The 25,917-nt window shown below is 69.1% G+C and carries 21 protein-coding genes; 9 read left to right on the plus strand and 12 right to left on the minus strand.

The features are described 5' to 3' along the window. The first annotated feature begins 72 nt into the window (after positions 1 to 72). Positions 73 to 2,310 (plus strand): NACHT domain-containing protein, encoded by a 2,238-nt coding sequence (locus ACFV9C_RS02320; RefSeq protein ID WP_380190874.1) that lies wholly within the window; start codon positions 73 to 75, stop codon positions 2,308 to 2,310. On the opposite strand, the gene ACFV9C_RS02325 is transcribed toward ACFV9C_RS02320, so the two are convergent. Then, positions 2,286 to 3,404: an MFS transporter gene (locus ACFV9C_RS02325; RefSeq protein WP_380190156.1), complete on the minus strand. Its 1,119-nt coding sequence runs from the start codon at positions 3,402 to 3,404 to the stop codon at positions 2,286 to 2,288. The two genes, ACFV9C_RS02320 and ACFV9C_RS02325, sit on opposite strands and share 25 nt — an antisense overlap. 21 nt (positions 3,405 to 3,425) lie before the next feature. Here ACFV9C_RS02325 and ACFV9C_RS02330 point away from each other — a divergent pair, with 21 nt between their 5' ends. Then, positions 3,426 to 4,187: an AraC family transcriptional regulator gene (locus ACFV9C_RS02330; RefSeq protein WP_380190158.1), complete on the plus strand. Its 762-nt coding sequence runs from the start codon at positions 3,426 to 3,428 to the stop codon at positions 4,185 to 4,187. Here the strand turns inward: ACFV9C_RS02330 and ACFV9C_RS02335 are convergent. From ACFV9C_RS02335 to ACFV9C_RS02370, 8 genes are read right to left on the minus strand one after another with little or no spacing between them, the layout of a single operon-like run. Continuing rightward, complete coding sequence (locus ACFV9C_RS02335) at positions 4,160 to 4,771, minus strand: TetR/AcrR family transcriptional regulator (RefSeq protein ID WP_380190160.1); 612 nt, start codon at positions 4,769 to 4,771, stop codon at positions 4,160 to 4,162. The genes ACFV9C_RS02330 and ACFV9C_RS02335 overlap by 28 nt on opposite strands. Then, positions 4,764 to 6,308 (minus strand): AMP-binding protein, encoded by a 1,545-nt coding sequence (locus tag ACFV9C_RS02340; protein ID WP_380190162.1) that lies wholly within the window; start codon positions 6,306 to 6,308, stop codon positions 4,764 to 4,766. Before ACFV9C_RS02340 ends, ACFV9C_RS02335 begins: the two co-directional genes overlap by 8 nt. 13 nt (positions 6,309 to 6,321) lie before the next feature. Beyond that, positions 6,322 to 7,479 (minus strand): acyl-CoA dehydrogenase family protein, encoded by a 1,158-nt coding sequence (locus ACFV9C_RS02345; protein ID WP_380190164.1) that lies wholly within the window; start codon positions 7,477 to 7,479, stop codon positions 6,322 to 6,324. Then, a complete protein-coding gene (locus ACFV9C_RS02350) occupies positions 7,476 to 9,377 on the minus strand; it encodes a biotin carboxylase N-terminal domain-containing protein (RefSeq protein WP_380190166.1) in 1,902 nt (633 codons plus the stop codon). Before ACFV9C_RS02350 ends, ACFV9C_RS02345 begins: the two co-directional genes overlap by 4 nt. A 5-nt stretch (positions 9,378 to 9,382) precedes the next feature. Continuing rightward, on the minus strand, positions 9,383 to 10,936 hold the full coding sequence (locus tag ACFV9C_RS02355) for an acyl-CoA carboxylase subunit beta (protein WP_380190168.1): 1,554 nt from the start codon (positions 10,934 to 10,936) through the stop codon (positions 9,383 to 9,385). After that, entirely contained in the window at positions 10,933 to 12,054 is a 1,122-nt protein-coding gene (locus ACFV9C_RS02360; protein WP_380190170.1) for an acyl-CoA dehydrogenase family protein, read from the minus strand. Before ACFV9C_RS02360 ends, ACFV9C_RS02355 begins: the two co-directional genes overlap by 4 nt. Next, positions 12,051 to 13,760, minus strand: a complete 1,710-nt coding sequence (locus ACFV9C_RS02365; RefSeq protein WP_380190172.1) for an acyclic terpene utilization AtuA family protein — start codon at positions 13,758 to 13,760, stop codon at positions 12,051 to 12,053. The genes ACFV9C_RS02360 and ACFV9C_RS02365 overlap by 4 nt, the downstream gene beginning before the upstream one ends. Beyond that, positions 13,757 to 14,545: a TIGR03084 family metal-binding protein gene (locus ACFV9C_RS02370; RefSeq protein ID WP_380190174.1), complete on the minus strand. Its 789-nt coding sequence runs from the start codon at positions 14,543 to 14,545 to the stop codon at positions 13,757 to 13,759. Before ACFV9C_RS02370 ends, ACFV9C_RS02365 begins: the two co-directional genes overlap by 4 nt. Positions 14,546 to 14,731: 186 nt before the next feature. Here ACFV9C_RS02370 and ACFV9C_RS02375 point away from each other — a divergent pair, with 186 nt between their 5' ends. After that, a complete protein-coding gene (locus ACFV9C_RS02375) occupies positions 14,732 to 15,475 on the plus strand; it encodes a GntR family transcriptional regulator (protein ID WP_380190176.1) in 744 nt (247 codons plus the stop codon). On the opposite strand, the gene ACFV9C_RS02380 is transcribed toward ACFV9C_RS02375, so the two are convergent. Beyond that, positions 15,472 to 16,668 (minus strand): YncE family protein, encoded by a 1,197-nt coding sequence (locus ACFV9C_RS02380; protein WP_380190179.1) that lies wholly within the window; start codon positions 16,666 to 16,668, stop codon positions 15,472 to 15,474. The two genes, ACFV9C_RS02375 and ACFV9C_RS02380, sit on opposite strands and share 4 nt — an antisense overlap. Continuing rightward, positions 16,665 to 17,441: a polysaccharide deacetylase family protein gene (locus tag ACFV9C_RS02385; protein ID WP_380190181.1), complete on the minus strand. Its 777-nt coding sequence runs from the start codon at positions 17,439 to 17,441 to the stop codon at positions 16,665 to 16,667. Before ACFV9C_RS02385 ends, ACFV9C_RS02380 begins: the two co-directional genes overlap by 4 nt. Positions 17,442 to 17,530: 89 nt before the next feature. Between ACFV9C_RS02385 and ACFV9C_RS02390 the strand changes: the two genes are divergently transcribed. Then, on the plus strand, positions 17,531 to 18,202 hold the full coding sequence (locus tag ACFV9C_RS02390) for a hypothetical protein (protein WP_380190183.1): 672 nt from the start codon (positions 17,531 to 17,533) through the stop codon (positions 18,200 to 18,202). Here ACFV9C_RS02390 and ACFV9C_RS02395 read toward each other — a convergent pair. After that, entirely contained in the window at positions 18,122 to 19,207 is a 1,086-nt protein-coding gene (locus ACFV9C_RS02395) for a glycoside hydrolase family 172 protein (protein ID WP_380190185.1), read from the minus strand. The genes ACFV9C_RS02390 and ACFV9C_RS02395 overlap by 81 nt on opposite strands. Positions 19,208 to 19,334: 127 nt before the next feature. On the opposite strand from ACFV9C_RS02395, the gene ACFV9C_RS02400 reads away from it, so the two are divergent. The 5 genes from ACFV9C_RS02400 (at position 19,335) to ACFV9C_RS02420 (ending at position 25,908) form a co-directional block, all read left to right on the plus strand. Then, positions 19,335 to 21,986 carry a hypothetical protein gene (locus ACFV9C_RS02400; RefSeq protein WP_380190187.1) on the plus strand — a complete coding sequence of 884 codons (2,652 nt, stop codon included), beginning with the start codon at positions 19,335 to 19,337 and terminating at the stop codon, positions 21,984 to 21,986. Further along, complete coding sequence (locus tag ACFV9C_RS02405) at positions 21,983 to 22,870, plus strand: N-acetylglucosamine kinase (RefSeq protein ID WP_380190189.1); 888 nt, start codon at positions 21,983 to 21,985, stop codon at positions 22,868 to 22,870. Before ACFV9C_RS02400 ends, ACFV9C_RS02405 begins: the two co-directional genes overlap by 4 nt. Further along, entirely contained in the window at positions 22,867 to 23,535 is a 669-nt protein-coding gene (locus ACFV9C_RS02410) for an N-acetylmannosamine-6-phosphate 2-epimerase (protein WP_380190191.1), read from the plus strand. Before ACFV9C_RS02405 ends, ACFV9C_RS02410 begins: the two co-directional genes overlap by 4 nt. Positions 23,536 to 23,647: 112 nt before the next feature. Continuing rightward, on the plus strand, positions 23,648 to 25,018 hold the full coding sequence (ngcE, locus tag ACFV9C_RS02415) for an N-acetylglucosamine/diacetylchitobiose ABC transporter substrate-binding protein (protein WP_380190193.1): 1,371 nt from the start codon (positions 23,648 to 23,650) through the stop codon (positions 25,016 to 25,018). Beyond that, entirely contained in the window at positions 25,018 to 25,908 is an 891-nt protein-coding gene (locus ACFV9C_RS02420; protein WP_380190196.1) for a carbohydrate ABC transporter permease, read from the plus strand. Before ngcE ends, ACFV9C_RS02420 begins: the two co-directional genes overlap by 1 nt. Positions 25,909 to 25,917 lie beyond the last annotated feature (9 nt).

A 25,917-nucleotide genomic window follows, 5' to 3' on the forward strand; every position in this document is an offset into this window, starting at 1 on the left:
AGGTACGACGAGGTAGGCGCGCCCGCTGCAAGGCGGCGTCGGCTCACCGGCCGTTACGCTCCCGGGGTGAGGATGCGGTCTTTCGTGAGCGGCGCCGTACTCGTGGTGACCGTGTCGCTGACCGTCGTACTCCTCCCGATCGCGATCAACGTCGGCACCGGCGGCACCGCGCCCGCGTTCCTCGCGCCGTACGTCGGCCTGGTGTGGCCGGCGATCGGCGTGCTCTGGGTCGTCGCGGTCGGTACGGCGCTGCTCGAGGTACGGAACCGCCGGCAGCCGCGGATCTCGAACCGGACCGCCGACCAGCCGCGGAACCGGCAGAACGCGCTCCTCCAGGTCGACCGGTACTTGTCGGAGCGCCGCGCCGGTTCGCTCGCCTCGCGGACCCGGGTCGCGCTCGCGCTGGACGGGGAGCCGGACGCGGTCCGCCCGTTCGACCTGCTTGTGCAGCCGCTGGGCGAGCCGCCCACGCGGATCCCCGACGACGCCGATATCGCGACCGTGTTCGACGGCCTCGAGGACAGCATGCTGATCCTCGGCGCGCCCGGAGCGGGCAAGACCACGATGCTGCTCAACCTCGCGCGCCGGCTCTCGGCGCTTGCGCAGACCGACGAGAAGCAGCCCATCCCGGTAGTGGTCGACCTGGCCGGCTGGAGCACCCAGACTTCGCACCGCAACGACGACGACCCCAATGACAGCGCACTGCTCGCCGGCTTCGTCCGGTGGCTGCTGTACGAGCTGGACGACCGCTACCGGATCCCGCCCGGCGTCGGACGGACGTGGTTGCGGGCCGGACGGCTGGCGTTGCTGCTCGACGGACTCGACGAGATCGCCGAGCCGGACCGCCCCAAGCTCGGACCGGTCCTGGAGGAGCTTCGGCACAACTACCGGGTCAACCAGCTCGCGATCACCTGCCGGACGCACGACTACGAGCGCCTGCCGCGCCGGCTGAGCCTGTTCGGAGCCGTGCACATCAGGCCGCTGTCGAGGCAGCAGGTGCTCGACTACTTCGCCGCCGTCGGCCCGGTGCTGGACGGTGCGCGGGCCGCGATCGAGCAGGACGACGAGCTGTGGGACCTGATCAGCTCACCGCTGATGCTGAACGTGATGACGCTCGCGTACCAGGGCCGCGCGCCCGAGGACGTCACCGCGGGCGGGGTCGCCGACCTGCGGCGTGAGCTCTTCGACACGTTCATCTGCGAGGTCCTCGCCCGCAACCGCAAGATCGGCAGACAGTACGACGCCAAGACCGCCGTACGGCGCCTGTGGTGTCTGGCGTGGTGGACCCGCAGCAGGGCCGGCGACCGGACCGCCGTGCCGCGGTGGATGACGCCGGACGGGTGGTACGGGCTGGCGCTGCCTGAGGTGGACTACCTGACGCACGCGGTATGCCTGCCGGCCCTGTTCGGGGCGCTGAGTGCGGGCGCGACGGTGATGATGGTTGCGCAGTACGGCGCACTCGCCGGGCTGGCTGTTGTCGGTGCCGCGCTGGTACTCGTCCATCTGCTGCCGCATCCGTGGCAGAAGCTTGCCGGGACTGGTCCGCGACAGTTGCTGCTCTACACCGTGGTGTTGCTGACAGGCACTGCCGGGACGGTCGCGGTCACGGGTGCTGCGCTCGGGCTGGTGGAGCTGCTGACGGCCAAGGTGGCTCTGGCTATCGAGGCTGCGCTGGTGGCTGGTGCCTATGGGGTCGAGCTGATCGTGTTTCACGACAACAGACGGCGGTTGCTGCTGGGAGTGCGGCTCTTAGCGGTCGTGGTGGCGAGCTGGGTCGTGTTGAGCGTCGGCGACGCCGGGCCGTTCGTTTCTGGTGCTGCAATCGGGCTGCTGGTTGCTCAGGGCATTCGGATGGTCAAGTCGTTGCCCACGGACCACCTGCCTACTGCTGTGGTCGGTGACACCTGGCGGATGGACGTGTGGGTCGCTGGTGGTGCAGTGGCTGCGTTCTTGATCGCAGTACTGCTGGGAGCCGACTTCTCCTCACCGCAGCTGGAAGCGGCGGCGGGAATCGTGGTGGGCACCGTGGCCGCGAAGGCCTGGCGCCGGCGGCCTCCTGTGCTGGCCGGGCCGTTGTCGCGTTGGCTGCACGACCTGCTGCTCCGGTGGACCGGATACCTGTCCTGGCGACGGAGGGCGTTCCTGCAGTACGCCGCGGATCGGTATGTGCTCGCCCGCACCGGACGCAGCCAGTACGCGTTCATCCATCTGCTGGTCCGCGACCACCTGGCCGAGTGCACGCCGGACGAGCTCGCCGCGAAGGTCGAGCGCCGGATCGCTGATCGTCAGGTGGGCTCGGTCAGCGCGTAGCCGATCAAGCTGCTGCACAACGCCAGCATGATCAGCGTGCTGAGGGCGAGCCGGAGCGACGTGTGCTCCGCGATCGTGCCGAGGACCGGGGTCGCGACGCCGCCGATGCTGACCGCGAGGCCGAGCGTCATCCCGCCCGCCGTACCGACGCGGCCTGGGAGGAAGTCCTGGCCGAGCGTGACGTGCAACGAGAACGGGATCGACATCGCGATCGCGGTCAACGCGAGGAACCCGAAGAACGCCGGCCCGGGCACGAACACCAGGCAGGCGATCGCGGGTACGGCGACGGCGTACGACGTCCGCAGCGTGCGGATCCGTCCGTACCGGGTGGCGAGCCGGCCGCCGAGGAGGGTGCCGAGTGCGCCGGACGCGAACAGTACGAACAGCGCCGTACCGCCGGTGGTCGTCCCGCCGCCGACGCGCTGACCGGCGTACAGCGCGATGAAAGTGCCGAGGCCGACGAACACGATCGAGCGGCAGACCATGATCACCGACAGCCGCAGGAACGACGGCCAGTCCTCGGTGCCGTCCGTCGTACTGCGGGCCACGGGCCCGGTGGCGCGGGAGCGGATCGCCCACGAGGTGATCGCGGCGCCGATCAGCGCCGGTACGACGAGGACCGGGGTGAGCGGGAGACCGCCGGCGGCGATGATCGGGGTGACCAGGACCGGTGCGAGCGCGAAGCCGACGTTCCCGCCGACCGAGAACCAGCTCATCCCGACGTGACTGCCGCCGCTGACCAGGCGCGCCATCCGGGCCGCCTCCGGGTGGTATGCCGCGACGCCGAGGCCGGAGAGTGCCGCGGCCAGCCACATCAGCGAGTACTGGTGGCCGACGCCGAGCAGGGCGATGCCGAGGCCGGCTGTTGTCATCGCGACCGGGATGAGCCAGGTGAGTGGGCGGCGGTCGGTGAGTACGCCGAAGACGGGCTGGACGACGGAGGACAGCAGTGTTGCGGCGAGCGTGATGCCCGAGACCGCGACGTACCCGAGGCCGCGCTCGGCGACGAGGAACGGGACGAGCGCCGGGACGCAGCCCTGGTAGATGTCCACGCAGGCGTGGCCGACCGCCATCAGTCCGATTGATCTCCGCACCTGACGATCGTCGCCGCGGAGGTGGCTGTCCGGCTTCCGATAAAATGCCAACCAATGCCGGAAACCCGCCAACGTCCCGCGACCACCGGCCACCGCCCGATCCGGGCCGGCGGCGGCATCGCCCCGCACTGGCACGACCGCCACCAGATCGTCTACGCGGGCCACGGCGTCCTCGCCGTCACCACCTCGGCCGGCACCTGGGTAGCCCCCGCCACCACCGCGATCTGGATCCCCGCCCACACCCTCCACCGACACCGCGCCTACGGCGAAACCACCCTCCACACCATCGGCCTCACCGAAAACCCCCTCGCCCTGACCACCCCCACCGCGCTTTCAGTCACCCCCCTTCTCCGCGAACTGATCCTCACCTACACAACGGAGGAAGAGGCGAGCGAAGAGTGGGGACGGTTGCGAGGGGTGTTGCTGGATCAGTTGCGGAGGTCGGATCAGCGGCCCACGTACTTGCCGTCGGGGCGGGATCCGCGGTTGGTGGCGGTTTGTGCGGTGCTGCAGGCGAATCCGGCCGACGGTAGGACGCTTGTGGAGTTGGGGCGGTTGGTTGGTGCGAGCGAACGGACGTTGAGCCGGTTGTGCAAGTCTGAGTTGGGGATGACGTTTCCGCAGTGGCGGATTCAACTCAGGTTGCAGCAGGCGTTGATCGGGCTGGCCGAAGGTGAGTCCGTGACCCGGGTGGCGCATCGGACCGGGTGGGCCTCGGCGAGTGCGTTCATCGACAGTTTCCGGCGCGCGTTCGGTCACACCCCGGGATCGCGCAGGGCCTGATCCAAGATCCGGCTCCACTGCCGCACGATCCCGCGCCGCCGCGCGCTGTCATCGGTCAGCAGATCCGCCAACCCGAGCCCTCGCGCCATGTCCAACACCCCCTGCACGGTCTCCCGCACCCCCGGGGTCCGCTCACTGACCTCCAACACCTCAAGCAACGCCCGATGCGCCTGCCGACCCACGTGCGCCTCGAGCCGCACGATCTGTGCCCGCAGCGCCTCCTCGGTCGACGCCGCCACCCACAGATGCAACGCGGCCCGGAACAACGGCCCCGTGTACACGTCCGCCAGCATCCCCACGATCGCCTCGGTCCGCCCCGCTCCGCTCGGCAACCGCGAAGCCTGCGCCCGGATCTCCGCCAGTCGTACCTCGGTCATGTACTCGACCGCCGCCGCGAACAGATCCGCCCGCGTCGGAAAGTGATGTTGCGCCGCTCCTCGCGACACCCCGGCCCGCGTCGCCACCACGCTCACCGTGGTCGCTGCGTACCCGACCTCGGCGAGCGACTCGACCGCGGCCTCCAGCAGCCGCTGCCGGGTCGCCCGCGACCGGTCCTGCTGCGGCGCCTTCAGCACCTCACTCACGGGCCCGCAGTTCCCGGCGGAGGATCTTCCCGGACGCCGCCTTGGGCACCGCGTCGATGAACTCGACCTGCCGGACCTTCTTGTACGGCGCCACCCGCGAGGCGACGTACTCCATCACCTCTTCCGCGGTCAGCGACACCCCCGGCATCGGCACCACGAACGCCTTCGGTACTTCGGTCCCGTCCGCGTCGACCCCGATCACCGCCGCGTCCGCGATCCGGTCGTCGGTGAGCAGCACGGCCTCCAGCTCCGCGGGCGGCACCTGGTACCCGTGGTACTTGATCAGCTCCTTCACCCGGTCCACGACGTACAGGTACCCGCGCTCGTCCATCCGCCCGATGTCGCCGGTGTGCAGCCACCCGTCCCGGTCGACGGTCGCGTCGGTGTCGGCCGGCCGGCCGAGGTACCCCTTCATCACCTGCGGCCCGCGGATCCAGATCTCGCCCTCGTCCGTATCGTTGCCATCGGCACCGACCAGCCGCATCTCGGTCGACGGGAACAGCTTCCCGACCGCACCCGCCGGCGGCTCCGGGTCGTCCTGCGGTACGGCGTGCGTCCCGGGCGACAGCTCCGTCATCCCGTACGCCTGCAGTACGGCGTGCAACCCGAGCCGCTTCGCGCACGCCGCGGCCAGCTCACCGTCGAGCGGCGCCGCGGCTGACGTCACGTACTTCAACGCGGACAGGTCGACGCCGTCCACCGCCGGGTGCTTCGCCAGCGCCAGGACGACGGGCGGCGCCACGAACGCCCGCGTGATCCGCTGCTCGTCCAGAGTGGTCAGGAACTGCTGCAGGTCGAACTTGGGCAGTACGACGACCGTCGCGCCGAGCCGCAGCGGCAGGTTCATCAACACCGACAGCCCGTAGATGTGGAAGAACGGGAGGATCGCGATGATCCGCTCCTCCTCGCCGAGCGTGATCATCACCTCGGCCTGCGAGATGTTGGTCGCGATGTTCCGGTGCGTGAGCATCACGCCCTTCGCTGCGCCGGTCGTCCCGCTGGAGTACGGAAGAACGGCGACATCGGAGGCCGGGTCGATCGAGACCACCGGCTCCGGGCCGGTCGACGCGAACAGTTCCTGGATCGAGCGGTACCCCTCGGCCTGGTCGCAGACGAAGATCTGCTCGACGCCGGTCCCCTCGACCGCCGCGGTCGCGGCCGGCAGGAACAGCGAAATCGTCACCAGCAACTTCGCCTTCGAGTCGACCAGTTGCTTGTGCAACTCGTCCGCCGTGTAGAGCGCGTTCACCGTGGTCACGGTCGCGCCGGCGCGGGTGGCGCCGTAGAACACCACCGGGTAGAGGATCGAGTTCGGGCTGTAGAGCGCGATCACGTCCCCGTGCCGGACGCCGAGCTCCGCCAGACCGGCCGCGACCCGGCGGGTCAGGTGATCGAGTTCCGCGTAGGTCAGCGTCTTTCCGGTGACGCCGTCGACCATCGCCGGCCGGTCGCCGTACTCCTGGGCTCTGCCGAGAACGGCGTCGTGGATCGGTACGTCGAGCACCTCGACGGGCGGGAACTGGCTGGTGATGATCATGGCCCCACTCCTCCTAGTACGACTTCGGCAACCCGAGGCTGTGTTGTGCGACGAAGTTCAGGATCATCTCCCGGCTCACCGGGGCGATCCGGGTCGCGCGCGCGGCGGCGACCAGGGACGCGACGCCGTACTCGACCGTCATACCGTTCCCGCCGAGCGATTGCACGGCCTGGTCGGTGGCGCGGACGGCGACCTCACCGGCGGCGTACTTCGCCATGTTCGCGGCCTCGCCGGCGCCCATGTCGTCGCCCGCGTCGTACAGCGCGGCCGCCTTCTGCATCATCAGCCGGGCGAGTTCGAGCTCGATCTTGATCTGCGCGAGCGGGTGCGCGACCCCTTGGTGCGCGCCGATCGGGGCCTTCCAGACCTGGCGTTCCTTGACGTACGCCGTCGCCTTGCCGAGCGCGTGGCGCGCGATCCCGAGTGCGAACGCCGACGCCATGATCCGCTCGGGGTTCAGGCCCGCGAACAGCTGCATGAGAGCGGCGTCCTCGGAGCCGACGAACGCCTCGCGCGGGAGCTGTACGTCGTCCAGGAACAGCGCGTACTGCTTGTCCGGGCTGATCAGGTCCATCTCGATCTGCCGGAACTCCACGCCCGGCGCGTCGATCGGGACGACGAACAACGCCGGCTTGAGCTTGCCGGTCCGTGCGTCCTCGGTGCGGCCGACGACCAAGACAGCCTTCGCGACGTCGAGGCCGGAGATGAAGACCTTGCGCCCGGACAGCGACCAGCCGTCGTCGGTACGGCGGGCGGTGGTGGTGATCTGGTGCGAGTTCGAGCCGGCGTCGGGTTCGGTGATCGCGAACGCCATGATCGTCGTACCGTCGGCGAGCCCCGGCAGCCAGCGCTGCTTCTGGTCGTCGGTGCCGAAGCGGGAGATCACCGTGCCGCAGATCGACGGCGAGACCACCATCATCAGCAGCGGGCAGCCGGCCGCGCCGAGCTCCTCCAGCACGATCGACAGGTCGGCCATCCCGCCGCCGCCACCGCCGTACCGCTCGGGGAGGTTCACGCCGAGGAACCCGAGCTTGCCGGCCTCCAGCCACAACTCGGCGGTGTTCCCACCGGAGCGCGCCTGCCGGTTGAACCACTCGTACCCGTACTTCTTGCCGAGCTCCGCGACAACCTTCCGCAGCTCCTGGCGCTCTTCCGATTCGACGAAACTCATGAATCCTCTCCCACCACGGCCAGTACGGCGCCGACCTCGACCTGCTGTCCCGCCGTCACCTTCAACTCCCCGACAACACCGTCCACGGGTGCGGCGATCAGATGCTCCATCTTCATCGCCTCCAACCACACCAACGGCTGCCCTTGCGTCACCACGTCACCCACCTGCACGCCAACCCGGACCACAGTCCCCGGCATTGGCGCCACCAACGACCCCGCGGCCACCTGCCGCGCCGGATCGGTGAACTGCCCCACCGAGGTGAGCATGACGCTGCCGAGCGCCGAGTCCACACAGGTGAGCCCGTCGTACACCGCCACCTCGAACACCCGGCGCACACCGTCCACCTCGAGCACCACCCGCCCACAGTCCGAGGACATCAGCGCGATGTTGCCATCGACCACCAATCCGTCCCGCGTCATCCGGTACTCGACCTCGACCACGTCATCGCCGTACCGGTAGCTCTTCCGCTGGGGCTGCGACGGAAGGTTGCGCCATCCGCTCGGCACCCGCACCGGAGTACGACGTCCCGCGGCATCCGCCAACGCCGCGGCGAGCGCCGACACCCGCACCACGTCCGCGTCCACCGGCGCGCCGACGCCGTACGTGTCGAAGAACGCGGTATCGGTGTCACCCGCGAGGAACGCCGGGTGCCGCAGGATCCACGCCAGGAGGTCGCGGTTGGTGCCGACCCCGTGGATCGTCGCGCGTTCCAGTACGCCGGCCAGCCGTCGCGCCACCGCCGTCCGCGAAGGCCCGTGCGCGATCACCTTGGCCAGCATGGGGTCGTAGTACGGCGAAACCTCCGAACCCGACTCGACACCGGCCTCGACACGAAGAGTTTGCGGAACCTCGAACCGCTGCAGGAGACCGGTCTGCGGTTGCCAGTTGTTCAGCGGGTCCTCGGCGTACAACCGGACCTCGATCGCGTGGCCGGACGCGGGCGGTGGTGCGGGGGCCAGGTGCTCGCCCGCGGCGACGGCGAACTGTAGTTCAACCAGATCCAGACCGGTCGTCTCCTCGGTCACCGGGTGTTCCACCTGCAGGCGGGTGTTCATCTCGAGGAAGTAGAACGCCCCACTCTCATCCGCAAGGAACTCCACCGTCCCGGCGCCGACGTACCTAATGGCCGCGGCAGCCTTCCGCGCCGCATCGAACAAGGCAGGACGCATCGACGGAATCCGCTCGACCAGCGGCGACGGCGCCTCCTCGACGACCTTCTGATGCCGCCGCTGGATCGAGCACTCGCGCTCCCCGACGGCCCAGACCGTCCCGTGCTGATCCGCCATCACCTGCACTTCGACATGCCGCCCCCGCGCCAGATACCGCTCGCAGAACACTGTCCCGTCGCCGAACGCCGACAACGCCTCCGCCGACGCGGCCTCGATCTCCCCGGCCAGGTCTTCCAGCCGCGACACCACCCGCATCCCGCGGCCGCCACCACCGGCCGATGCCTTCACCAGCACGGGCAGATCGTCCGCCGACACCTCGGCCGGCGTGAGCTCGGCCAGTACCGGCACCCCGGCCGCCGCCATCAGCTTCTTCGCCTCGATCTTCGACCCCATCGACGAGATCGCGTCCACCGGCGGCCCGATCCAGGTCAGCCCCGCGTCGATCACCGCCTGCGCGAACCCGGCGTTCTCCGACAGGAACCCGTACCCCGGATGTACGGCGTCCGCCCCGGCCCGCAGCGCCGCCGCCACGATCAGGTCGGCCCGCAGGTACGTGTCACCCGGAGCGCTCCCCGGAAGGTGCACCGCCGCATCAGCCTCGTCCACGTATGGCATCCGCGCATCGGCAGTCGAGTAGACCGCGACGGTCCCAAGCCCGAGCGTCCGGGCGGTGCGGAAGACGCGCCGGGCGATCTCGCCCCGATTGGCCACCAGTACAGCGGAAAACATCGGCATCACATCCTGAAGACGCCGAAGGACGACGTGCCTTCGACCGGGGCGGAGTGGATGGCGGACAGGCAGATGCCGAGGACGGTGCGGGTGTCGCGCGGGTCGATCACGCCGTCGTCGTACAGCCGGCCGGACAAGAACATCGGCAGCGACTCCGCCTCGATCTGACCCTCGACGTACGCGCGCATCTGCTGGTCGCCGTCCTCGTCGTACGGCATGCCCTTCGCCTGCGCGGCCGCCCGCGCGACGATCGACAGCACGCCGGCGAGCTGCTGCGGACCCATCACCGCGGACTTCGCCGACGGCCACGCGAACAGGAAGCGTGGGTCGAACGCCCGCCCGCACATCCCGTAGTGCCCGGCGCCGTACGACGCGCCCATCAGGATCGAGATGTGCGGGACCTTGGAGTTCGAGACCGCGTTGATCATCTGCGCGCCGTGCTTGATGATCCCGCCCTGCTCGTACTCCTGCCCGACCATGTACCCGGTCGTGTTGTGCAGGAAGATCAGCGGCGTGTTCGCCCGGTTCGCGAGCTGGATGAACTGCGCGGCCTTCTGCGACTCCTCGCTGAACAGCACCCCGCGCGCGTTCGCGAGGATGCCGACCGGGTACCCGTGCACCGAGGCCCACCCGGTCGCCAGCGACGACCCGTACAGCGGCTTGAACTCGTCGAACACCGACCCGTCCACCACACGGGCGATCACGTCCCGCGGATCGAACGGGATCTTCAGGTCGCCCGGGACGATGTCGAGCAGGTCGTCCGCGTCGTACAGCGGTTCGGCGTACGCCGGAGTCGGCGCGGGACCGGCCTTGCGCCAGTTCAGGCGGGACACGATCTGCCGGCCGAGCCGGATCGCGTCCTGCTCGTCGACCGCGAAGTAGTCGGCCAGCCCGGACTTCCGGGCGTGCATCGAGGCACCGCCGAGCGACTCGTCGTCGGCGTCCTCCCCGGTCGCCATCTTCACCAACGGCGGCCCGGCGAGGAACACCTTCGCGCCGCCGTCGACCATCACGACGTAGTCGCTCATGCCCGGGATGTACGCGCCGCCCGCGGTCGAGTTGCCGAACACGAGCGCGATCGTCGGGATGCCTTCGGCGGACAACCGGGTCAGGTTCCGGAACATCGCGCCGCCCGGGATGAAGATCTCCTTCTGCGTCGGCAGATCCGCGCCACCGGACTCGACCAGGCTGATCACCGGGAGCCGGTTGGCACGCGCGATCTCGTCGGAGCGCAACGCCTTCTTCAACGTCCAGGGGTTGCTGGCCCCACCCTTCACAGTCGGGTCGTTCGCAGTGATCAGACACTCGACGCCTTCAACCACGCCGATCCCGGTCACCAGGCTCGCCCCGACGGTGAAGTCGGACCCCCAGCCGGCCAGCGGCGAGAGCTCAAGGAAGTACGAGTCGGGGTCGAGTAGCAACTCGATCCGCTCCCGCGCCAACAGCTTCCCCCGCTTGTGATGCCGCTCGACGTACTTCGGCCCGCCCCCCGCGAGCGCCTTCTCATGCTCGGCGTCCAGCGCAGCCAGCTTCTCCACCATCACCTGACGATTGCTCATGCTGTGTACCCCAGTCGCTTGGAAGCGAGGCCGGTCAGGATCTCGGTTGTGCCGCCGCCTATGGCGAGGATCTTCTGGTCGCGGTACTGGCGTTCCACCTCTACGTCCCGCATGTAGCCGAGGCCGCCGTGCAACTGGAGCGCCTGGTCGCACACCCACTGGCCGGCCTCGACCGCGGTGTTCTTCGCGAAGCAGGTCTCGGCGATCACGTCCTCACCCACGCCCGCCCGCCGCGCGACCTCGTGCACGTACACCCGCGCAACGGAGATCCGCCGAGCCATCTCGGTCAGCGTGTGCTGCACCGACTGCCGAGAAATCAACGGCCGACCGAACGTCTCCCGATCACGACACCAAGCGACGGTGAGATCAAGCGCCCGCTGAGCCCCCGCGTACGCCTGCACGGCCAGCGTCAGCCGCTCCGCTACGAAGTTCACCGCCAGCTGCACAAAACCAGATCCTGCGGCCCCCACCAGATTCCCGGCCGGCACGCGAACATCCGTGAACGACAGCTCAGCAGTGTCCGAGCACAGCCACCCCATCTTCTCCAGCTTGCGCGAAACCACGAACCCAGCCGCCCCGCGCTCGATCACCAAGAGGCTGATCCCGTGCGGTCCAGGGCCATCAGTGCGGACTGCGGTAGTCACAAAATCCGCCCGGCACCCAGAGGTGATGAAGGTCTTGGAACCGTTCACCACAAACACATCACCTTCCCGGCGAGCCGTCGTACGAAGTGACGCGACGTCCGACCCACCACCAGGCTCCGTGATCGCGAGCGCCCCGATCAGCTCGCCCTCCAACGTGGGACGAACCCACCGCTCAACCTGCTTTTCGTTGCCCCCAGCAATGATGTGGGGCAGGGCGATGCCGCAGGTGAGCAGGGAGGCGACGAGGCCGCCTGACCCGCCGGCGTAGTGCATCTCCTCCACGACAGCGATTGCGTCCAGCAGGGATCCGCCGCCACCACCGACGGCCTCCGGGAAGCCGACGCCGAGCAACCCCAGAGCGCCCGCCTTCTTGTGCAGCTCCCGCGGCAGCTCGCCGTCCCGCTCCCACTGGTCCAGATGCGGTAGCACCTCCGCCCGCATGAACCTCCGTACAGACTCCCGGAAGTCGTTCACAGCAACACCTCCGGTACGTCGACATACCGCGACCGCAGCCACTCCGCGACCGCCTTCGCCTGCGGATCGAACCGGGCCTGCGCGGCCACTCCCTCACCGAGCAACCCTTCGACGACGAAGTTCACCGCCCATAAATTCGGCAGCAGGTACCGCGTTACCGTCAGCGGGCCCGTCTCCGGCAACAACTCCTTGAAGAGCTCCACCGTCAGCGTATGCGCGAGCCACCGCCACGACTTGTCGTCCCGCACCCACACACCGACGTTCGCATCGCCACCCTTGTCGCCGGAACGCGCTCCCGCGATCCGCCCGAGCGGCACCTCGCGGGTCCGCGGCGGTCCGCTGGACAGCTGCAGCAACGGCAGCGGCTCCTCGATGTCGTCGACGGCTTCGAGCGGCAACGTCTCGGCCGCCGGCGCGACCACCCTGCGCGTACCGTCCGGCAGTACGACGACGTGCTCGACGTCGTGGATGTCGACGTACCCGGCCCGGAACACGCCGTACGGCGAACCCTCACCGGGCGGCGCGGTGACGTGGAACCCGGGGTAGCTGGCCAGCGCCAGCTCCACCGCCGCACTGCTGAACGCCCGCCCGACCACCTTCGGATCGGGGTCCTTCACCGCGCAGCGGAGGAAGACGCTCGCCTCCTCCTCGGTGCCGGCGTTCGGCTTCTCGGTCCAGGCGAGCGACCACTTCAGCTCGGTCGGCCGCTTCGGGAGTGCCTGCTCCAGCTGCTTCTGGACGAGCTCGGCCTTCTGTTCCAGTTGCAGTCCGGTGAGGACGAAGTCGACCTCGTTGCGGAAGCCGCCGACGCTGTTCAGCGAGACCTTGTACGTCGGTGGCGGGGCCTCGCCGCGGACGCCGGAGATTCGCACCCGATCGGGACCGTCCGCGGTGAGTTCGATCGTGTCGAGCCGCGTGGTGACGTCCGGACCGGCGTACCGGGCGCCGGTGATCTCGTACAGCAACTGCGCCTTGACCGTGTCGATCGTGACCGCGCCGCCGGTGCCGTCGTGCTTGGTGATCACGCTGCTGCCGTCCGCGTGGATCTCGGCGATCGGGAACCCGGGCCGCCCGAAGTCGCGGATCTCGGTGAAGAACGCGTAGTTCCCGCCGGTCGCCTGGCAGCCGCATTCGATGACGTGCCCGGCCGCGACCGCTCCGGCGAGTTCGTCGTACTGCGTCCGCTTCCACCCGTGATGCGCCGCGGCCGGCCCGACGATCACCGAGGCGTCGGTCACCCGCCCCGTCACCACGACATCAGCCCCGGATTGGATCGCCTCAGCAATCCCCCATGCCCCAAGGTAAGCGTTAGCCGTCAGCGGCTGACCTAACCCCAACTCCACAGTCCTAGGCAGGAGATCGTCGCCTTCGACGTACGCAACATTCGGATGCAACCCCAACCGGTCAGCCAGTCCGGAGATCGCCGCCGCGAGCCCTGCGGGGTTCAAGCCACCCGCATTACTGACAATCCGAACACCCCGATCGAGCGCCTCGCCCAGCCCGTGCTCCAGCTGCTTGAGGAACGTCTTCGCATACCCCAACGCCGGATCCTTCAGCCGATCCCGCCCGAGAATGAGCATCGTCAGCTCAGCCAGATAGTCCCCGGTGAGCACGTCCAACGGCCCACCCGTGAGCATCTCCTGCACCGCGGTGAACCGATCCCCGTAGAACCCAGAGGCGTTCCCGACCCGAAGCGGCTCAGTCATCCGAACTGCCCTGCCTCGCGACCCTTCCCGGGCAACCCGGCGAACGCCTGGATGATCCCCAGCCACTCCTCGGCGTCCGCCCCGTCGGCCTGCACCGCCAGGTCGTCGCGGTGCCTGCGTTGGGTGGCGAGCAAACAGAAGTCGAGCGCCGACGCGACCACCCGCTGCCCGGCGTCCTCAGGACCGAACGCCCACACCTCACCATCAGGCCCGGTCAGCTCCACCCGGAACACATCCGCGGGTGGCTGACGGTTGTTCAGCAGATAAGCGAAGTCCCGCGTGCGGACCGCGAGATGCGCGACATGCCGCAGCCGGTTGCTCGGCTGCCGTCGTACGCCGAGGGCGTCGAACACGTCCTGCCCGTGCGCCCACGTCTCCATCAACCGCGCCGTCGCCATCGACGTGGGACTCATCGGCGGCCCGTACCAGAGCACCTTCTCCCCGTCCGGCACCTTCCGCAGCGCGTCCACGACCTCGGCCCGGGTCTCCCGCCAGTACGTCAACAGCTCGTCCGGCGGCAGCGCGGCAGTCTCCGCGGCCCCGTCGTCGACGTACGTCGTCGGACTCGCCGCGGCGACCTGCAGCGACGCCTTGAACCCCTCCGGATCGGTGGCGGCCAGCCGCGCGGCCTCGTCCGTCCAGGCGAGATGCGCGATCTGATGCGCGATCGTCCACCCGGGCGCGGGCGTCGGAGTAGACCACTCGTCCGCCGCCAGCCCGCCGACCAACCGATCCAGTTCCGCACTCTCGACCGACAGATCGGCCAGTACCTCGTCCACTCGCACGCCGCACTCCCTCGCCGGGGATCGATGCAGCCGAGCCTCCCACTCCAGACAAAAAGAATCAAGCGTGCTTGTTTTTCGATTTCGGCCCTGAATCGGTCGGCATCCCGTGGTCGGGAGGCCCGGGTGGTCTGTTCAACGGTGGTCTAAAGGGTTTCGGAGTGGTCCAGCCGGTGCTACTCAGGTGAGATGCATGGTTCGCTGCCGGGGAAGGCCGCCGAGATCCGGGCGTTGCTGCTGAGTCTGATCGACACGCTGCCGGAAGGCGCCGCGCTGCCGCCCGAGCGCGAGCTCGCCGCGCGCTGGAACGTCGCCCGGATGACGCTGCGGCGCGCCGTCGACGAACTGGTGATCGAGGAGCTGCTGGTACGGCGGCACGGCAGCGGCACGTACACGACCCGGCCGAAGGTGGCGCGCTGGCTCGGGATGATCGGGTTCTCCGAGGACATCCGGCGGCGCGGGATGCGGCCGGGCAGCACGATGCTGGAGTTCCGGCACCAGAAGGCCGAGCGGGCCGCGGCGCGCCGGCTGCGGATCCCGGTCGGCGACCCGATCATCGCGTTCACCCGGCTGCGGCTGGCCGACGACCACCCGATGGTGGTGGAGCGCACCACACTGCCGGCGGCGTACGTCCCGGGGCTGCGCGCCGAGGACCTGAACGGCTCGCTGTACGACCTGCTGACCAGCCGCTACGAGATCGACGTGGTGAGCGCGACGTCCCGGCTCGAGCCGATGATGCCGGACGCGAAGACGGCCGGCTGGCTGGACATCCCGACCACCCAGCCGTGCATCGCCCTGCACGGCATCAGCTTCGACAGTCGCGACCGCGTCTTCGAGTACACGTCGGCCGTGTACCGCGGCGACCGCTACGCCTTCACCACCGAACTCCGCACCACCACCCCAAGCCCCCGCGCCAACGCCCGCGGCCTCTAGCGGAACACTCCCGTGTGCCCGAGTGAGTACCGCCCGGGCTGTGGATAAACGGCCAGGCCGTGCGGACCCTTGCCGACCGGGATCTTCGCGAGCAGCTTGCCGTCGCTCAACCGGATCGCGTAGACCACCGAGTTGTACCGGCCGGACACCCAGAACACCAGGCCGTCCGGCGACAACCCGCCCATGTCGGGGCTGCCGCCGCCGGTGATCTTGATCTTCCGCACCACCTTGCGGGTCCGGAAGTCGAGCAGCGAGATCGACCCCTCGCCGCGGTTGGTGATGATCAGGTACCGCGAGTTCCGCGTGACATAGAGCCCGTGCGCGCCCTTGCCGGTCGGGATGAACGCCTTGATCGCGACCGGCGGCCGCGCGTTCAGTACCCAGATCCCGTTGCTGACCATGTCCGCGACGTAGTAGAACCGCCCGTTCGGCGACAGCTTCACGTCCTGCGGCATCGGCATGCCCATCCGCCGGCGCATGGGCAGGTGCACCACCTGCGTCACCTTCTCCGCGGCCGTGTCGACCACGAGCAGGTCGGCGGAGAACTCGCACGACACGAGGAACGACGTACCGTCCGCTGTGAAGTCCGCGTGGTTCACCCCGGCGCACGGGACCGGCACCGCCTTCTGTACCGCCATCGTGTGCGGGTCGCGGAAGACCAGCTGCTTGTCGTTCGACGCCATCACGACCGCGTGCTTGCCGTCCGGCGTGAAGTACAGGTTGTACGGGTCGTGGACGGCGACCGGCTTCCCGGGGAGGCCGGTCAGCGGGTTGATCGGCGTCAGGCTGTTGCCGAGGTCGTTGTTCACCCACAGCGTCTTCAGGTCCCAGGACGGTACGACGTGCTGCGGCTCGCGACCGGTCCGGAACCTGCGGATCACCTTGTAGGTCCGCGGGTCGATCTCGGTCACGGTGTTGCTGCCGCTGTTCGGTACGTAGACGCGCTCCGGGAACCGGCGTACCGCCGCGGCCAGCATGCCCGGGCGGTCGGCGGCCCACACGTCGGTGGGTGACAGCGGCGGCGGCATCCCGGGCAGCAGCGAGCTCTTCGCGGCCGGCGTGACGTGCGGACCTGCCGTCGGGACCTGCGTCGACGAGGGCGCGGGGGTGGTCGAGATGTCGGTGTGGCTGTTGCCGGAACAGCCGCCGGCCGCCAGCAGCAGAACCATGCTCAGGGCAACGGTCCGTTTCATCGCAGCAGTTCGCTCAAGGTGACCGGCGTGAGGTGCTTGGCCCGCAGACCCGACAGGATCTGCGGCAGCGCGCTGAGTGTCACGGGATGCCCGAGGTGCAGGCTGACGATCGACCCCGGGCGAGCGCCGTCCAGGACCGCCTTCACCACGGTCGCGGCAGGCGGATCCTGCCAGTCGAGGCCGTCGACGTCGTACGACACACAGGCAGCGTAACCGGACGCGGCCGCGGCCGACCGGATCAGCGGCGTGGTCTGCTGGGTCCCCGAGGCGCGGAACCAGTGGCCTTGAGACTTCGCCGTACGGCGTAACACCGCGGCGCAGTCGTGGACCTCGCGGCGGGCGTCGGCGGCCGCGAGCTTGCGCATCGGCTTGTGGTGCATCGTGTGGTTGCCGAGGTCGTGCCCGCCCTGGAGGACCCGGGTCGCCATCTCGGGATGCGCGACCAGCCAGGTGCCGACCGCCAGCACGCTGGCCTTGGCGCCGGCGTGTTCGACGAGGTCGAGCAGCTTGGTGCCGAGCGCCGGATCGCCGTTCCCGTGGAACGTCAGCGCCACCCGCGGCACGGTCCGCGGACCGTGCCCGATCTCGACGGCCTCGGTCGGCGGCACGGGCTTCGGCCGCTGCTGCGGCTTCGTCGTCGTGACGGCCGGAGGCGAGGTAGACGTTCGCGCCGAGGCTGGGGGAGCCTTGGTCTGCTCGGTGCTCGAGCAGTCGGCCAACGCGCCCGTACCTAGTGCCAGCAGTGCCGATCGCAGGACTGTACGGCGCTCCATACCGGCGAACGTACGTACGCGATCCTGAGCGGACCCTGAGACGTCAGTGTGATTGGGGAGTACGTTCCGATCGTCACTATGGTGCTGCGGTGGACCTCGCGCGCCCGATCAGCACCGTCGTACCGTCACTGGACGGGCCGGTGCTGCTCGTCCTGGCCGCCGCCGAGGAGGGCCTGTCGGGTCGCCAGATCCACAAGCTCGCCGGCTCCGGCAGCGTCGCCGGCGTCCGCCTCGTCCTGCAACGCCTGGCTGCGACCGGCCTGGTCCACGGCGACGACTTCGGCAGCTCGCTGCTGTACCGCCTCAACCGCAAGCACCTGCTCGCCCCGATCGTCGAACAGCTCGCGAACCTCCGCGGCACGCTGACCACCCACCTCGCCGCCGAGCTCACCAGCTGGCACCTCCCACCGGTCCACGCCAGCCTGTACGGCGCCATCGCCCGCGCCGACGGCGACCTGGACAGCGACGTCGACCTGCTCCTGATCCGCCCCGACCACCACGCCGCGGACGACACCCTCTGGACCGCACAGGTCAGCCACCTCATGCAAACCGTCGTCGACCTCACCGGCAACGCCGCCCACGTCTTCGAACTGAGCCGCTCCGAACTATCGGCCCACCTCTCCAACACCCCCATCCTCAACGACTGGACCCACCCAAACCTCCACCTCACGGGCGTCCCGCTAGACCACCTCGAGGTAGTCCTTGGTGGGGAGGGTGGGGAAAGGGGCGTGGGGTTCGGTTTGGTACCAGTAGGTGGTTGAGGCGAGGTCGTCCTGGAGTTGGAGGAAGCGGCCGTCGCGGCGCCAGCCGAGGGCCTGGACGGTGACGCGGAGGTCTTCGGTGAAGCGGATGGTGTCCTGGATGTGCCAGCGGTAGAGGCCGAAGCGTTGCTGGTTGTCGAAGAAGCCGTCCGGCTCGATCACCTGCGGCATCCCGAGGTACGGCGTGGTGAACGTCGCGTACTGCCCGGCCGGGTGCTCGAACCCCCACGCGCCGCCGAAGTAGTCCTCCGTCCCGGTGCCGCAGATCGTCGGGTACTCGTCGTCGCCGTCGAGGTAGAACTTGAACTCGCCCTCGCCCCACCACCCGGTGTTGTTGCAGCCCCACGCCAGGTACGTCCCGACGTACTGCCCCTGGCCGCGGACGCCGTCGAGCAGCGTGTGCACCTCGCCGTACGGGACCGGGTTCGAGCGGCGGAACTGCGCGTGGAAGTACGCCATGTCCGCCGGGACCTCGGTGCGGACGAAGTCGACCTGGTAGAAGAAGCCCTCGATCTCCGTCTCCAGCAGGTTCTCGATCGTGATCCGGGCGCCGCCGCGGAACGGCATCTGCCAGTAGCTGTTGAACCCGCCCTTCGGGTTCACCGCGATCGGCACCGAGCTGACCTGGCAGTGCCGGCCCCAGCCGTTGCAGAAGAAGTCGCCGAGCGGCACCTCCACCGACGGCGTCTCCTCGCCGTCCCAGTACATCCGCAGTACCAGCGAACGCCACGCCTTCGAGTCGACCGTGATCCACAGGTGCGTGATCGCGCCCGCGCCGTCGATCTCCGCGAGCGTCGTGGTCGACCCCGGTGCGAGGTTGATACAGGGCTGGATCTTCCAGCCCGGGCCGAGGTCGCGTGCCTGCCGGGACAGCACGCCCTCGGTCGCCCGCGCGCCGCCGGCCTTGGCGCCGTCCGGGTTCTCCGCGCTGATCGAGTAGGACCGCGCGGACGACAGCCGCGCCAGGTTGCCGAGATGTACGTCGAGACCGTTGAAGTCACCCATACCCGACGACCCTAGAGCGCCGCCCGCCCAGCCACACCTGGTCGTATGAGACCGCCGCCTCCGGTTTCGGGCGAGTGGTCTACCCAAGGTGCTTTACCGGCCGCGCTTCGTCGGCAACAGTGAACCGGTGTCTGCTTCGTCTGTCGCGCTGATCGGCCCACCCGGCCCGGCGACCGCGTTCGTCGCCGCTGGTCTCCCGTGCGTCCGGTACGACGAGCTGCCCGCGGACCTCGCGCCGTACCGGGCGGTGGTCGTGCTCGCGGGGAACTACCCGGAGCCGACCCGGCTCGACACGGCCGCGCTCGCGGAGTACGTGCGTGGCGGCGGGACGGCGTACGTCGAGTTCGCGGTCGACGACGGTTTCCTGCCGAGCGGTCCGGTACGGGACGCGCACATCGAGCGCATCTTCACCCGGGAGGCGCTGACCGGGATCGAACCGCTCAGCATCCTCGACGAACATCTGTCCCGCGCCCAAGAAGTCAGCGCACCTTCAACAGCCACGGAACTCCTCACCTACGGCTCGGTCGCCGGCACCCACAAGGCGGTCTTCGGCCCGCCTGAGCACACCTTCCCCGCCCTCCTCGACATCCCCGTCGGCACTGGCCGCCTCCTCTACGCGACCACCGCCCTCAGCCACCACATCCAGGGCCGCTACAAGCCGGTACGCCGCTGGCACCGCCTCCTCCAGCTGATCGCTGCCGAAATCACCGGCACCGAGGCACCACCCGATCTCGAACTCTTCACCGAACCCCACGTCTGGGTCGCAACAGGCGAACCCACGAAGCTCGTCGTGCGCACCACCATCCAACCCCCACCCGTCACCCACCAGGACCGCCAGCTCGAGCTGACCGAGGTCGCACCCGGTCGATACGAGTCCAGGCCGACAATGCTTCCCGACGGCGTACACACATTCACCGTCGGCGACCAGACAACCACCATCGCCGTCGGCCCGCGCCCCGAGCGGTACCGCCGGATGGTCGACCGCGGCATCGCCTGGTTCGACCAGGCCGGCATGTTCTACGACGCCCCCGACGGCTCCAAGGGCGTCGCCGAAGGCTTCTCCAACGAGATCGGCTTCGACGGCAAACTCCCCTTCCGCCCGGTCCCGCGCGGCGACTGCTACACCCAAACCGCCCACGCCTTCCGGATGTACGCCGACCTGACCGCCGACCCCCGCGGCCACACCATCGCCAAGAACCTGATGCGCCAGGTCGTCGAGGAAGAACAACTGACCGACCGCAACAACCTGTACGGCGCCTTCGAACCGCGCGGCGCCCGTACCGACCTCACCGCCACCAACAACCTGTTCGCCGACGACGGCGGCTGGATCTCGCTCTTCGCGCTCATCTCCGGCGACCTCGAGGCCGGGCTGCGCGGCGTCGAGTCCCTGATCCGCACCGCGAACACCGAACTCGGCCTGCAGGTCGACCCCTGGCGTACGCCGTCGACGCTGATGGTGAAGGGCTGGGACGAGTTCGGCCGCAGCCCGATCGAGGACGGCCTCGATCTCACGTCGCACTGGCAGAGCTCCGCGCTGTGCGCGTACCTCTACGCGTACGGCGTCACCGGCGAACCGTCGTACCTGCAGATCGCCGAGCGCGGACTCGACCACATGGCCTCCCGTCACCCACGTGCCCGCCTCGAAACCAGCCGCACCTGCGAGGCCGGCCGCTTCCTCCTCCCGCTCGCCGGCGGGTACTTCTACACCCGCAAACCCCTGTACCTGCGGACGATGCTCGATCTCGCCGACTACCTGAAGAGCCGCCAGGGCCCGGACGGCGGGTTCGCCGAGTGGGACGGCAAGTGCCCGCCGAGCAACGAGGCGTACGGCGTCGACGAGGCGTCGATCTTCCAGGCGAACGGCGACCCGGTCACCGACCAGCTGTACGGCACGCCGTTCGCCGCGTGGGCGCTGCCGATCGTCCACCAGATCACCGGCGAACCGGTCTTCGAGGAGCTCGCGCACGGCGTCCTCGACTACCTGAGCCGGATCCAGATCGACGACCCGGACGACGAGCAGCTCGACGGCACCTGGCAGCGCGCGTTCGACTTCGACGCCTGGGAGTACTTCGGCTCGAACGCCGACATCGGCTGGGGCCCGTACTGCGTCGAAACCGGCTGGTCGGTCGCGCCATCCCTCATCGCCGCCATGCAATACCTCCAAGCCACCCCGTTCTTCCCGGAGCCTGGGAACAACCCCGGACCGGTGGCAGCTGTCCGCGCGGAGTTCGAATCCATCCGCAAGGGCGAGATCGTGCCGCCCACCTTCCACCGTGGTGAGGACGGACGGATCGTTCGGGTCCAGGGTGGGGTGCGTGCCTTACTGGGTGACCTGCTCGCCGCGGGTGAACCGGCGTGGGCGCGGAACGACCCGGCGAACTCGTACGAGATCTATGTCCGCGGCGCCGACAACCACCTGCACCACACCTACCTCGACGACCGCGTCGGCCAGGGCCGCTGGCAGCAGCTCGGCGAGCTCGAACTCGCCGACGACCCGGTGGTTGCCTTCAACCCCGGCGCGGACGCGATCGAGGTGTACGTCCTGGGCGCCGACCGCCGCATCCACCACTGCTCGATGATCGACGTCCGCGGCGGCCACACCCCGTGGGAACCTGTCGGTACGCTGCACTTCACCGGCTCCCCGGCCGTGATGTACGACGAGACCCTCGGCTCGGTCCGCCTGGTCGCGAACGACACCGCCGGCCAGGACCGCCGCACCCGCAAAGTGAACCGCTGGCACCTTCCCTGGCAAGACTATTCACAATGGATCACCGCATGACGCAGATCGCCATCGATGGCGGGCAGTCCGCCCTCCGCCTCCGTGTCCTTCCCTCCGGCCGGACCGGCTCCGGACCTGGCTACACCCACGGGCCGGATGCGATGGCCAAGCTCCTCGACGCGATCCGGCTGGCTGCGGCTGAGGCTCGGCTGAACGGGCCGGTCGAGGTCGTCGCGCTTGGGCTCACCGGTTATCCACAGGCGCCGGGTGCCGCGGAGCAGCTGGCCGCGGACGTCGCCGAGTTGCTGGACGCGGGCGAGGTACGGCTGACGCAGGACATGGTCACCGCGCACGCCGGCGCGCTCCCGGACGGGTACGGCGTAGTCGTTGCCGCGGGCACCGGATTGGTCTGCCTCGCGGTCGACCGGGACGGGACGTGGCGGAAGCTCGACGGGCACGGGTACCTGTTCGGCGACGCGGGCAGCGCGTTCGCGATCGGTCGCGCCGGGCTGGTCGCCGTACAGCGGGCGCGGGACGGGCGCGGGCCCGCGACCAAGCTCGCCGGCACCTCGCTCGACCCGGTGACGCTCTACCGCTCGTCGACGCTGGTCGACGACGTCGCGCGGTTCGCTCCCGAAGTACTGCGGTGTGCCGCCGAAGGTGATCCGGTCGCGCACGAACTCGTCGTACGGGCCGCCGCCGACATCGCCGAGACGATCTCCGCCGCGGTCGCCCAGCTGGGCGGTGAAGGACCCGTGCCGGTCGCCTGTGTCGGCGGCCTGTTCGCGGGTGCCGGGGAACAACTCCTGATCCCCGTCCGCGCCGCCGTCCCCGCGCGGGCGGAGCTCACCCCCGCGGCCGGCAACTCGCTCGACGGCGCCGAACGCCTCGCCACCGGCCCCGCCGGGACGTACGCCGACCTGATCGTGACGCACCGTCGATGAGAACCCTTGCCCCCGGCACCCTCGTGGTGTCCTGCCAGGCAGGTCCGGAGAACCCGTTGTACGGTCCGGCCGGGATGGCGTTGATGGCCCAGGCGGCCGAGGCCGGCGGCGCGGGCGCGATCCGGGCCAACGGGCCGTACGACGTCGCGGCGATCCGCGCGGTCACCGACCTGCCGATCATCGGCATCCACAAGCTCGGCGACCCGGCGGGCGTCTTCATCACCCCGACGTACGACGCCGCGGTCGGGATCGTGGCCGCCGGCGCCGACCTGATCGCGCTCGACGCCACCCTGCGACCGCGTCCGGACGGACGGCCGGTGGCGCAGCAGATCGCCCGCATCCACGCGGAGCTCGGCGTACCGGTGATGGCCGACGTGGACACCCTGGACGCCGGTCTGGCGGCCCGGGACGCGGGCGCCGACGTGGTCGCGACGACGCTGTCCGGCTATACCAATGGCCGCCCGCCGACCGGACCTGACGTCGAACTGGTCCGGCAGCTCGCGACCGAACTCGACTGCCCGATCGTTGCCGAGGGCCGGATCCGGACCCCGGAAGACGTCCGCAGGGTGTGCGATGCGGGCGCGTACGCCGTCGTGGTCGGGCACGCGATCACCAACCCGATGGATCTCACCGCGCGACTGGTCGGCGCGATCCCCTTGTCGTAGACCATGAACAGTGGTCTAGTCGATCTTGTCGACCCAGGTCGAATCCCCTTCCGCGCACCGCGTCAACCGGCGTATCCATGACGCAGTCAACGCCCTGAGAGGACTCGTCATCATGATCGAGGTCGACCGCCGTACCCTGTTCCGCGCCGCGCTGGCCGGATCCGCCGTCGCCACGCTCGCCTCCTGCGCGAAGCCCGTCCAGAGCAAGAGTGCTCCGGCCGCCGCCGGGTCGTCGGTGGACGGCAGCAAGCCGCTGGAGTTCTTCAACTTCGACGGCGGCTACGGCAAGGCATGGACCACGATGCCGCTGGATCTCTACCGCAAGGAGTTCCCGAAGGCGGACGTCAAGCTGAACAGCGGGCAGCAACTCCAGCAGCAACTTCAGCCGCGCTTCATCCAGGGCGACCCGCCGGACCTGATCGAGAACGTCGGCATGGACGGCGCCACGCTGGCCGCGCAGAAGCAGGTGATGGACATCGGCTCGCTGCTCGACATGGAGGCCTACGGTCAGCCCGGCGTCAAGGTCCGCGACACGCTGCTCCCCGGCGTCGCCGAGGCCGGCCGGTACGACGGCGTGAAGTACGAGATGCCGTACGTCTTCGGCGTCGGCGGGATCTGGTACAGCAAGCCGCTGATGGACAAGCACGGCTGGGAGTACCCGAAGCACTGGGACGAGATGCTCGCGCTCTGTGCGGAGATCAAGAAGACGACCGACATCGCGCCGTGGACGTACCAGGGCAAGTTCCCCGGGTACCTCACCAACCCGATGCTGATGACGGCGTACAAGGCGGCCGGTCCGGACCTGAAGAAGAAGGTCGACAACCTGGAGCCGAACGCGTGGCGCGACCCGGCGCTGATCGCCGCCGCCGAGGGCTACCAGGAGCTCGCCGCGAAGGGGTACCTGCTGGAGGGTTCGCAGGCGCTCACGCACACCCAGTCGCAGACCTACTGGGCGCAGGGCAAGGCGGTCTTCATCCCGTGCGGCGGCTGGCTCGAGAACGAACTCGGCGACATCGCGCCGAAGGATCTCGGTATGACGATGGTCCCGGTGCCGGGCATGTCGTCCGCGGACAAGGCGCCGTTCGAGACCGTCACAGGTGGGCCGGGCGGTGCGCTGATCGTGCCGTCCAAGGCGAAGAACCCGCAGGGCGGTCTGGAGCTGCTGCGGATCATCCTGTCGAAGCAGTGCATGACGAACTTCACCAAGGTGACCAAGTCGCTGACCGTGGTGAAGGGCGCGAGCGACGGCGTCGAGCTGTCCTCGGCGAACAAGTCGATGCAGGCAGTGATCACCGCGGCCGGCACCAACATGTTCGCGGACTGGTCGTGGCGGCTCTGGTACAAGAAGCTGCTCGACAACTCCGACAAGGCGACGGCCGCGCTGATGAACCGCGAGCTGACGCCGGACGGGTGGAGCAAGCAGATGCAGAAGTACGCCGACGAGACAGCGAAGGATCCGTCGATCAAGAAGTTCCACGTCTGATGCACCACGGGAAGTACCGCTTCGTCGTCAGCCTGCTGGTGGTGCCGCTGGCGGTCTACGCGGTGTTCGTGATCTCGCCGTACGTGCAGGCGTTCCCGATCGCGTTCACCAACTGGGAGGGGTTGTCGGCGAGCTACCAGTACATCGGGTTCGGGAACTTCGTGACGCTGTTCCACGACTCGGTGTTCTGGGTGGCGTTGCGGCACAACCTGTTCCTGCTGGTGTCGTTGCCGGTCATCATCGTGACGTTGTCGCTGTTCTTCTCGGCCGCGCTCAACTACCGCGGCGGGGTACCGGGCTCGCGGATCTACAAGGTCGTGTACTTCTTCCCGGGCATTCTGTCGATCGCGATCGTCGGTGTGCTGTGGCAGTTCGTCTTCGAACCGCGCAGTGGCCTGCTGAACGGGTTCCTGCGCGCGATCGGACTGGGCAGTCTCGCGCGGCTCTGGCTCGGTGACGGCAAGACCGCGCTCGGTTCGATCATGGCCGTGGTGGTGTGGGGCGGCGTCGGGTTCTACGTCGTACTGTTCACGGCCGCGATGGCGGCGATCCCTCGGGAGCTGTACGAGGCCGCGCTGCTGGACGGGGCCGGTGCGCTGCAGTCGTTCTTCCGGGTGACGTTGCCGCTGATCTGGAGCACGGTGCAGACCGCGCTCGCGTTCCAGGTGATCGGGGCGCTCGACATGTTCGCGCTGGTGAAGATCCTGTCGGTCGGGCCGGGCGGCCCGGACGACGCCACCCAGGTGATCTCGCTGTACATGTACACGAACGCGTTCTCGTACGGGAAGTTCGGCTATGCGTCCGCGATCGGAGTCACGTTGTTCGGCATCAACATGATCCTGACCCTGCTCACGTTCCGGCTGACCCGCCGCGAGCGGGTCGAGTACTGAGGAGGGTTC

Source organism: Kribbella sp. NPDC059898 (assembly GCF_042730855.1).
Classification (GTDB): Bacteria; Actinomycetota; Actinomycetes; order Propionibacteriales; family Kribbellaceae; genus Kribbella.

What these genes read in the sequence shown, in the direction of transcription:
- ACFV9C_RS02320 (WP_380190874.1), top strand. Translation starts at nt 73, where the DNA reads ATGCGGTCTTTCGTGAGCGGCGCCGTACTCGTGGTGACCGTGTCGCTG.
- ACFV9C_RS02340 (WP_380190162.1), bottom strand. Translation starts at nt 6,308, where the DNA reads ATGATCATCACCAGCCAGTTCCCGCCCGTCGAGGTGCTCGACGTACCG.
- ACFV9C_RS02345 (WP_380190164.1), bottom strand. Translation starts at nt 7,479, where the DNA reads ATGAGTTTCGTCGAATCGGAAGAGCGCCAGGAGCTGCGGAAGGTTGTC.
- ACFV9C_RS02350 (WP_380190166.1), bottom strand. Translation starts at nt 9,377, where the DNA reads ATGTTTTCCGCTGTACTGGTGGCCAATCGGGGCGAGATCGCCCGGCGC.
- ACFV9C_RS02355 (WP_380190168.1), bottom strand. Translation starts at nt 10,936, where the DNA reads ATGAGCAATCGTCAGGTGATGGTGGAGAAGCTGGCTGCGCTGGACGCC.
- ACFV9C_RS02365 (WP_380190172.1), bottom strand. Translation starts at nt 13,760, where the DNA reads ATGACTGAGCCGCTTCGGGTCGGGAACGCCTCTGGGTTCTACGGGGAT.
- ACFV9C_RS02375 (WP_380190176.1), top strand. Translation starts at nt 14,732, where the DNA reads ATGCATGGTTCGCTGCCGGGGAAGGCCGCCGAGATCCGGGCGTTGCTG.
- ACFV9C_RS02380 (WP_380190179.1), bottom strand. Translation starts at nt 16,668, where the DNA reads ATGAAACGGACCGTTGCCCTGAGCATGGTTCTGCTGCTGGCGGCCGGC.
- ACFV9C_RS02385 (WP_380190181.1), bottom strand. Translation starts at nt 17,441, where the DNA reads ATGGAGCGCCGTACAGTCCTGCGATCGGCACTGCTGGCACTAGGTACG.
- ACFV9C_RS02395 (WP_380190185.1), bottom strand. Translation starts at nt 19,207, where the DNA reads ATGGGTGACTTCAACGGTCTCGACGTACATCTCGGCAACCTGGCGCGG.
- ACFV9C_RS02405 (WP_380190189.1), top strand. Translation starts at nt 21,983, where the DNA reads ATGACGCAGATCGCCATCGATGGCGGGCAGTCCGCCCTCCGCCTCCGT.
- ACFV9C_RS02410 (WP_380190191.1), top strand. Translation starts at nt 22,867, where the DNA reads ATGAGAACCCTTGCCCCCGGCACCCTCGTGGTGTCCTGCCAGGCAGGT.
- ngcE (WP_380190193.1), top strand. Translation starts at nt 23,648, where the DNA reads ATGATCGAGGTCGACCGCCGTACCCTGTTCCGCGCCGCGCTGGCCGGA.
- ACFV9C_RS02420 (WP_380190196.1), top strand. Translation starts at nt 25,018, where the DNA reads ATGCACCACGGGAAGTACCGCTTCGTCGTCAGCCTGCTGGTGGTGCCG.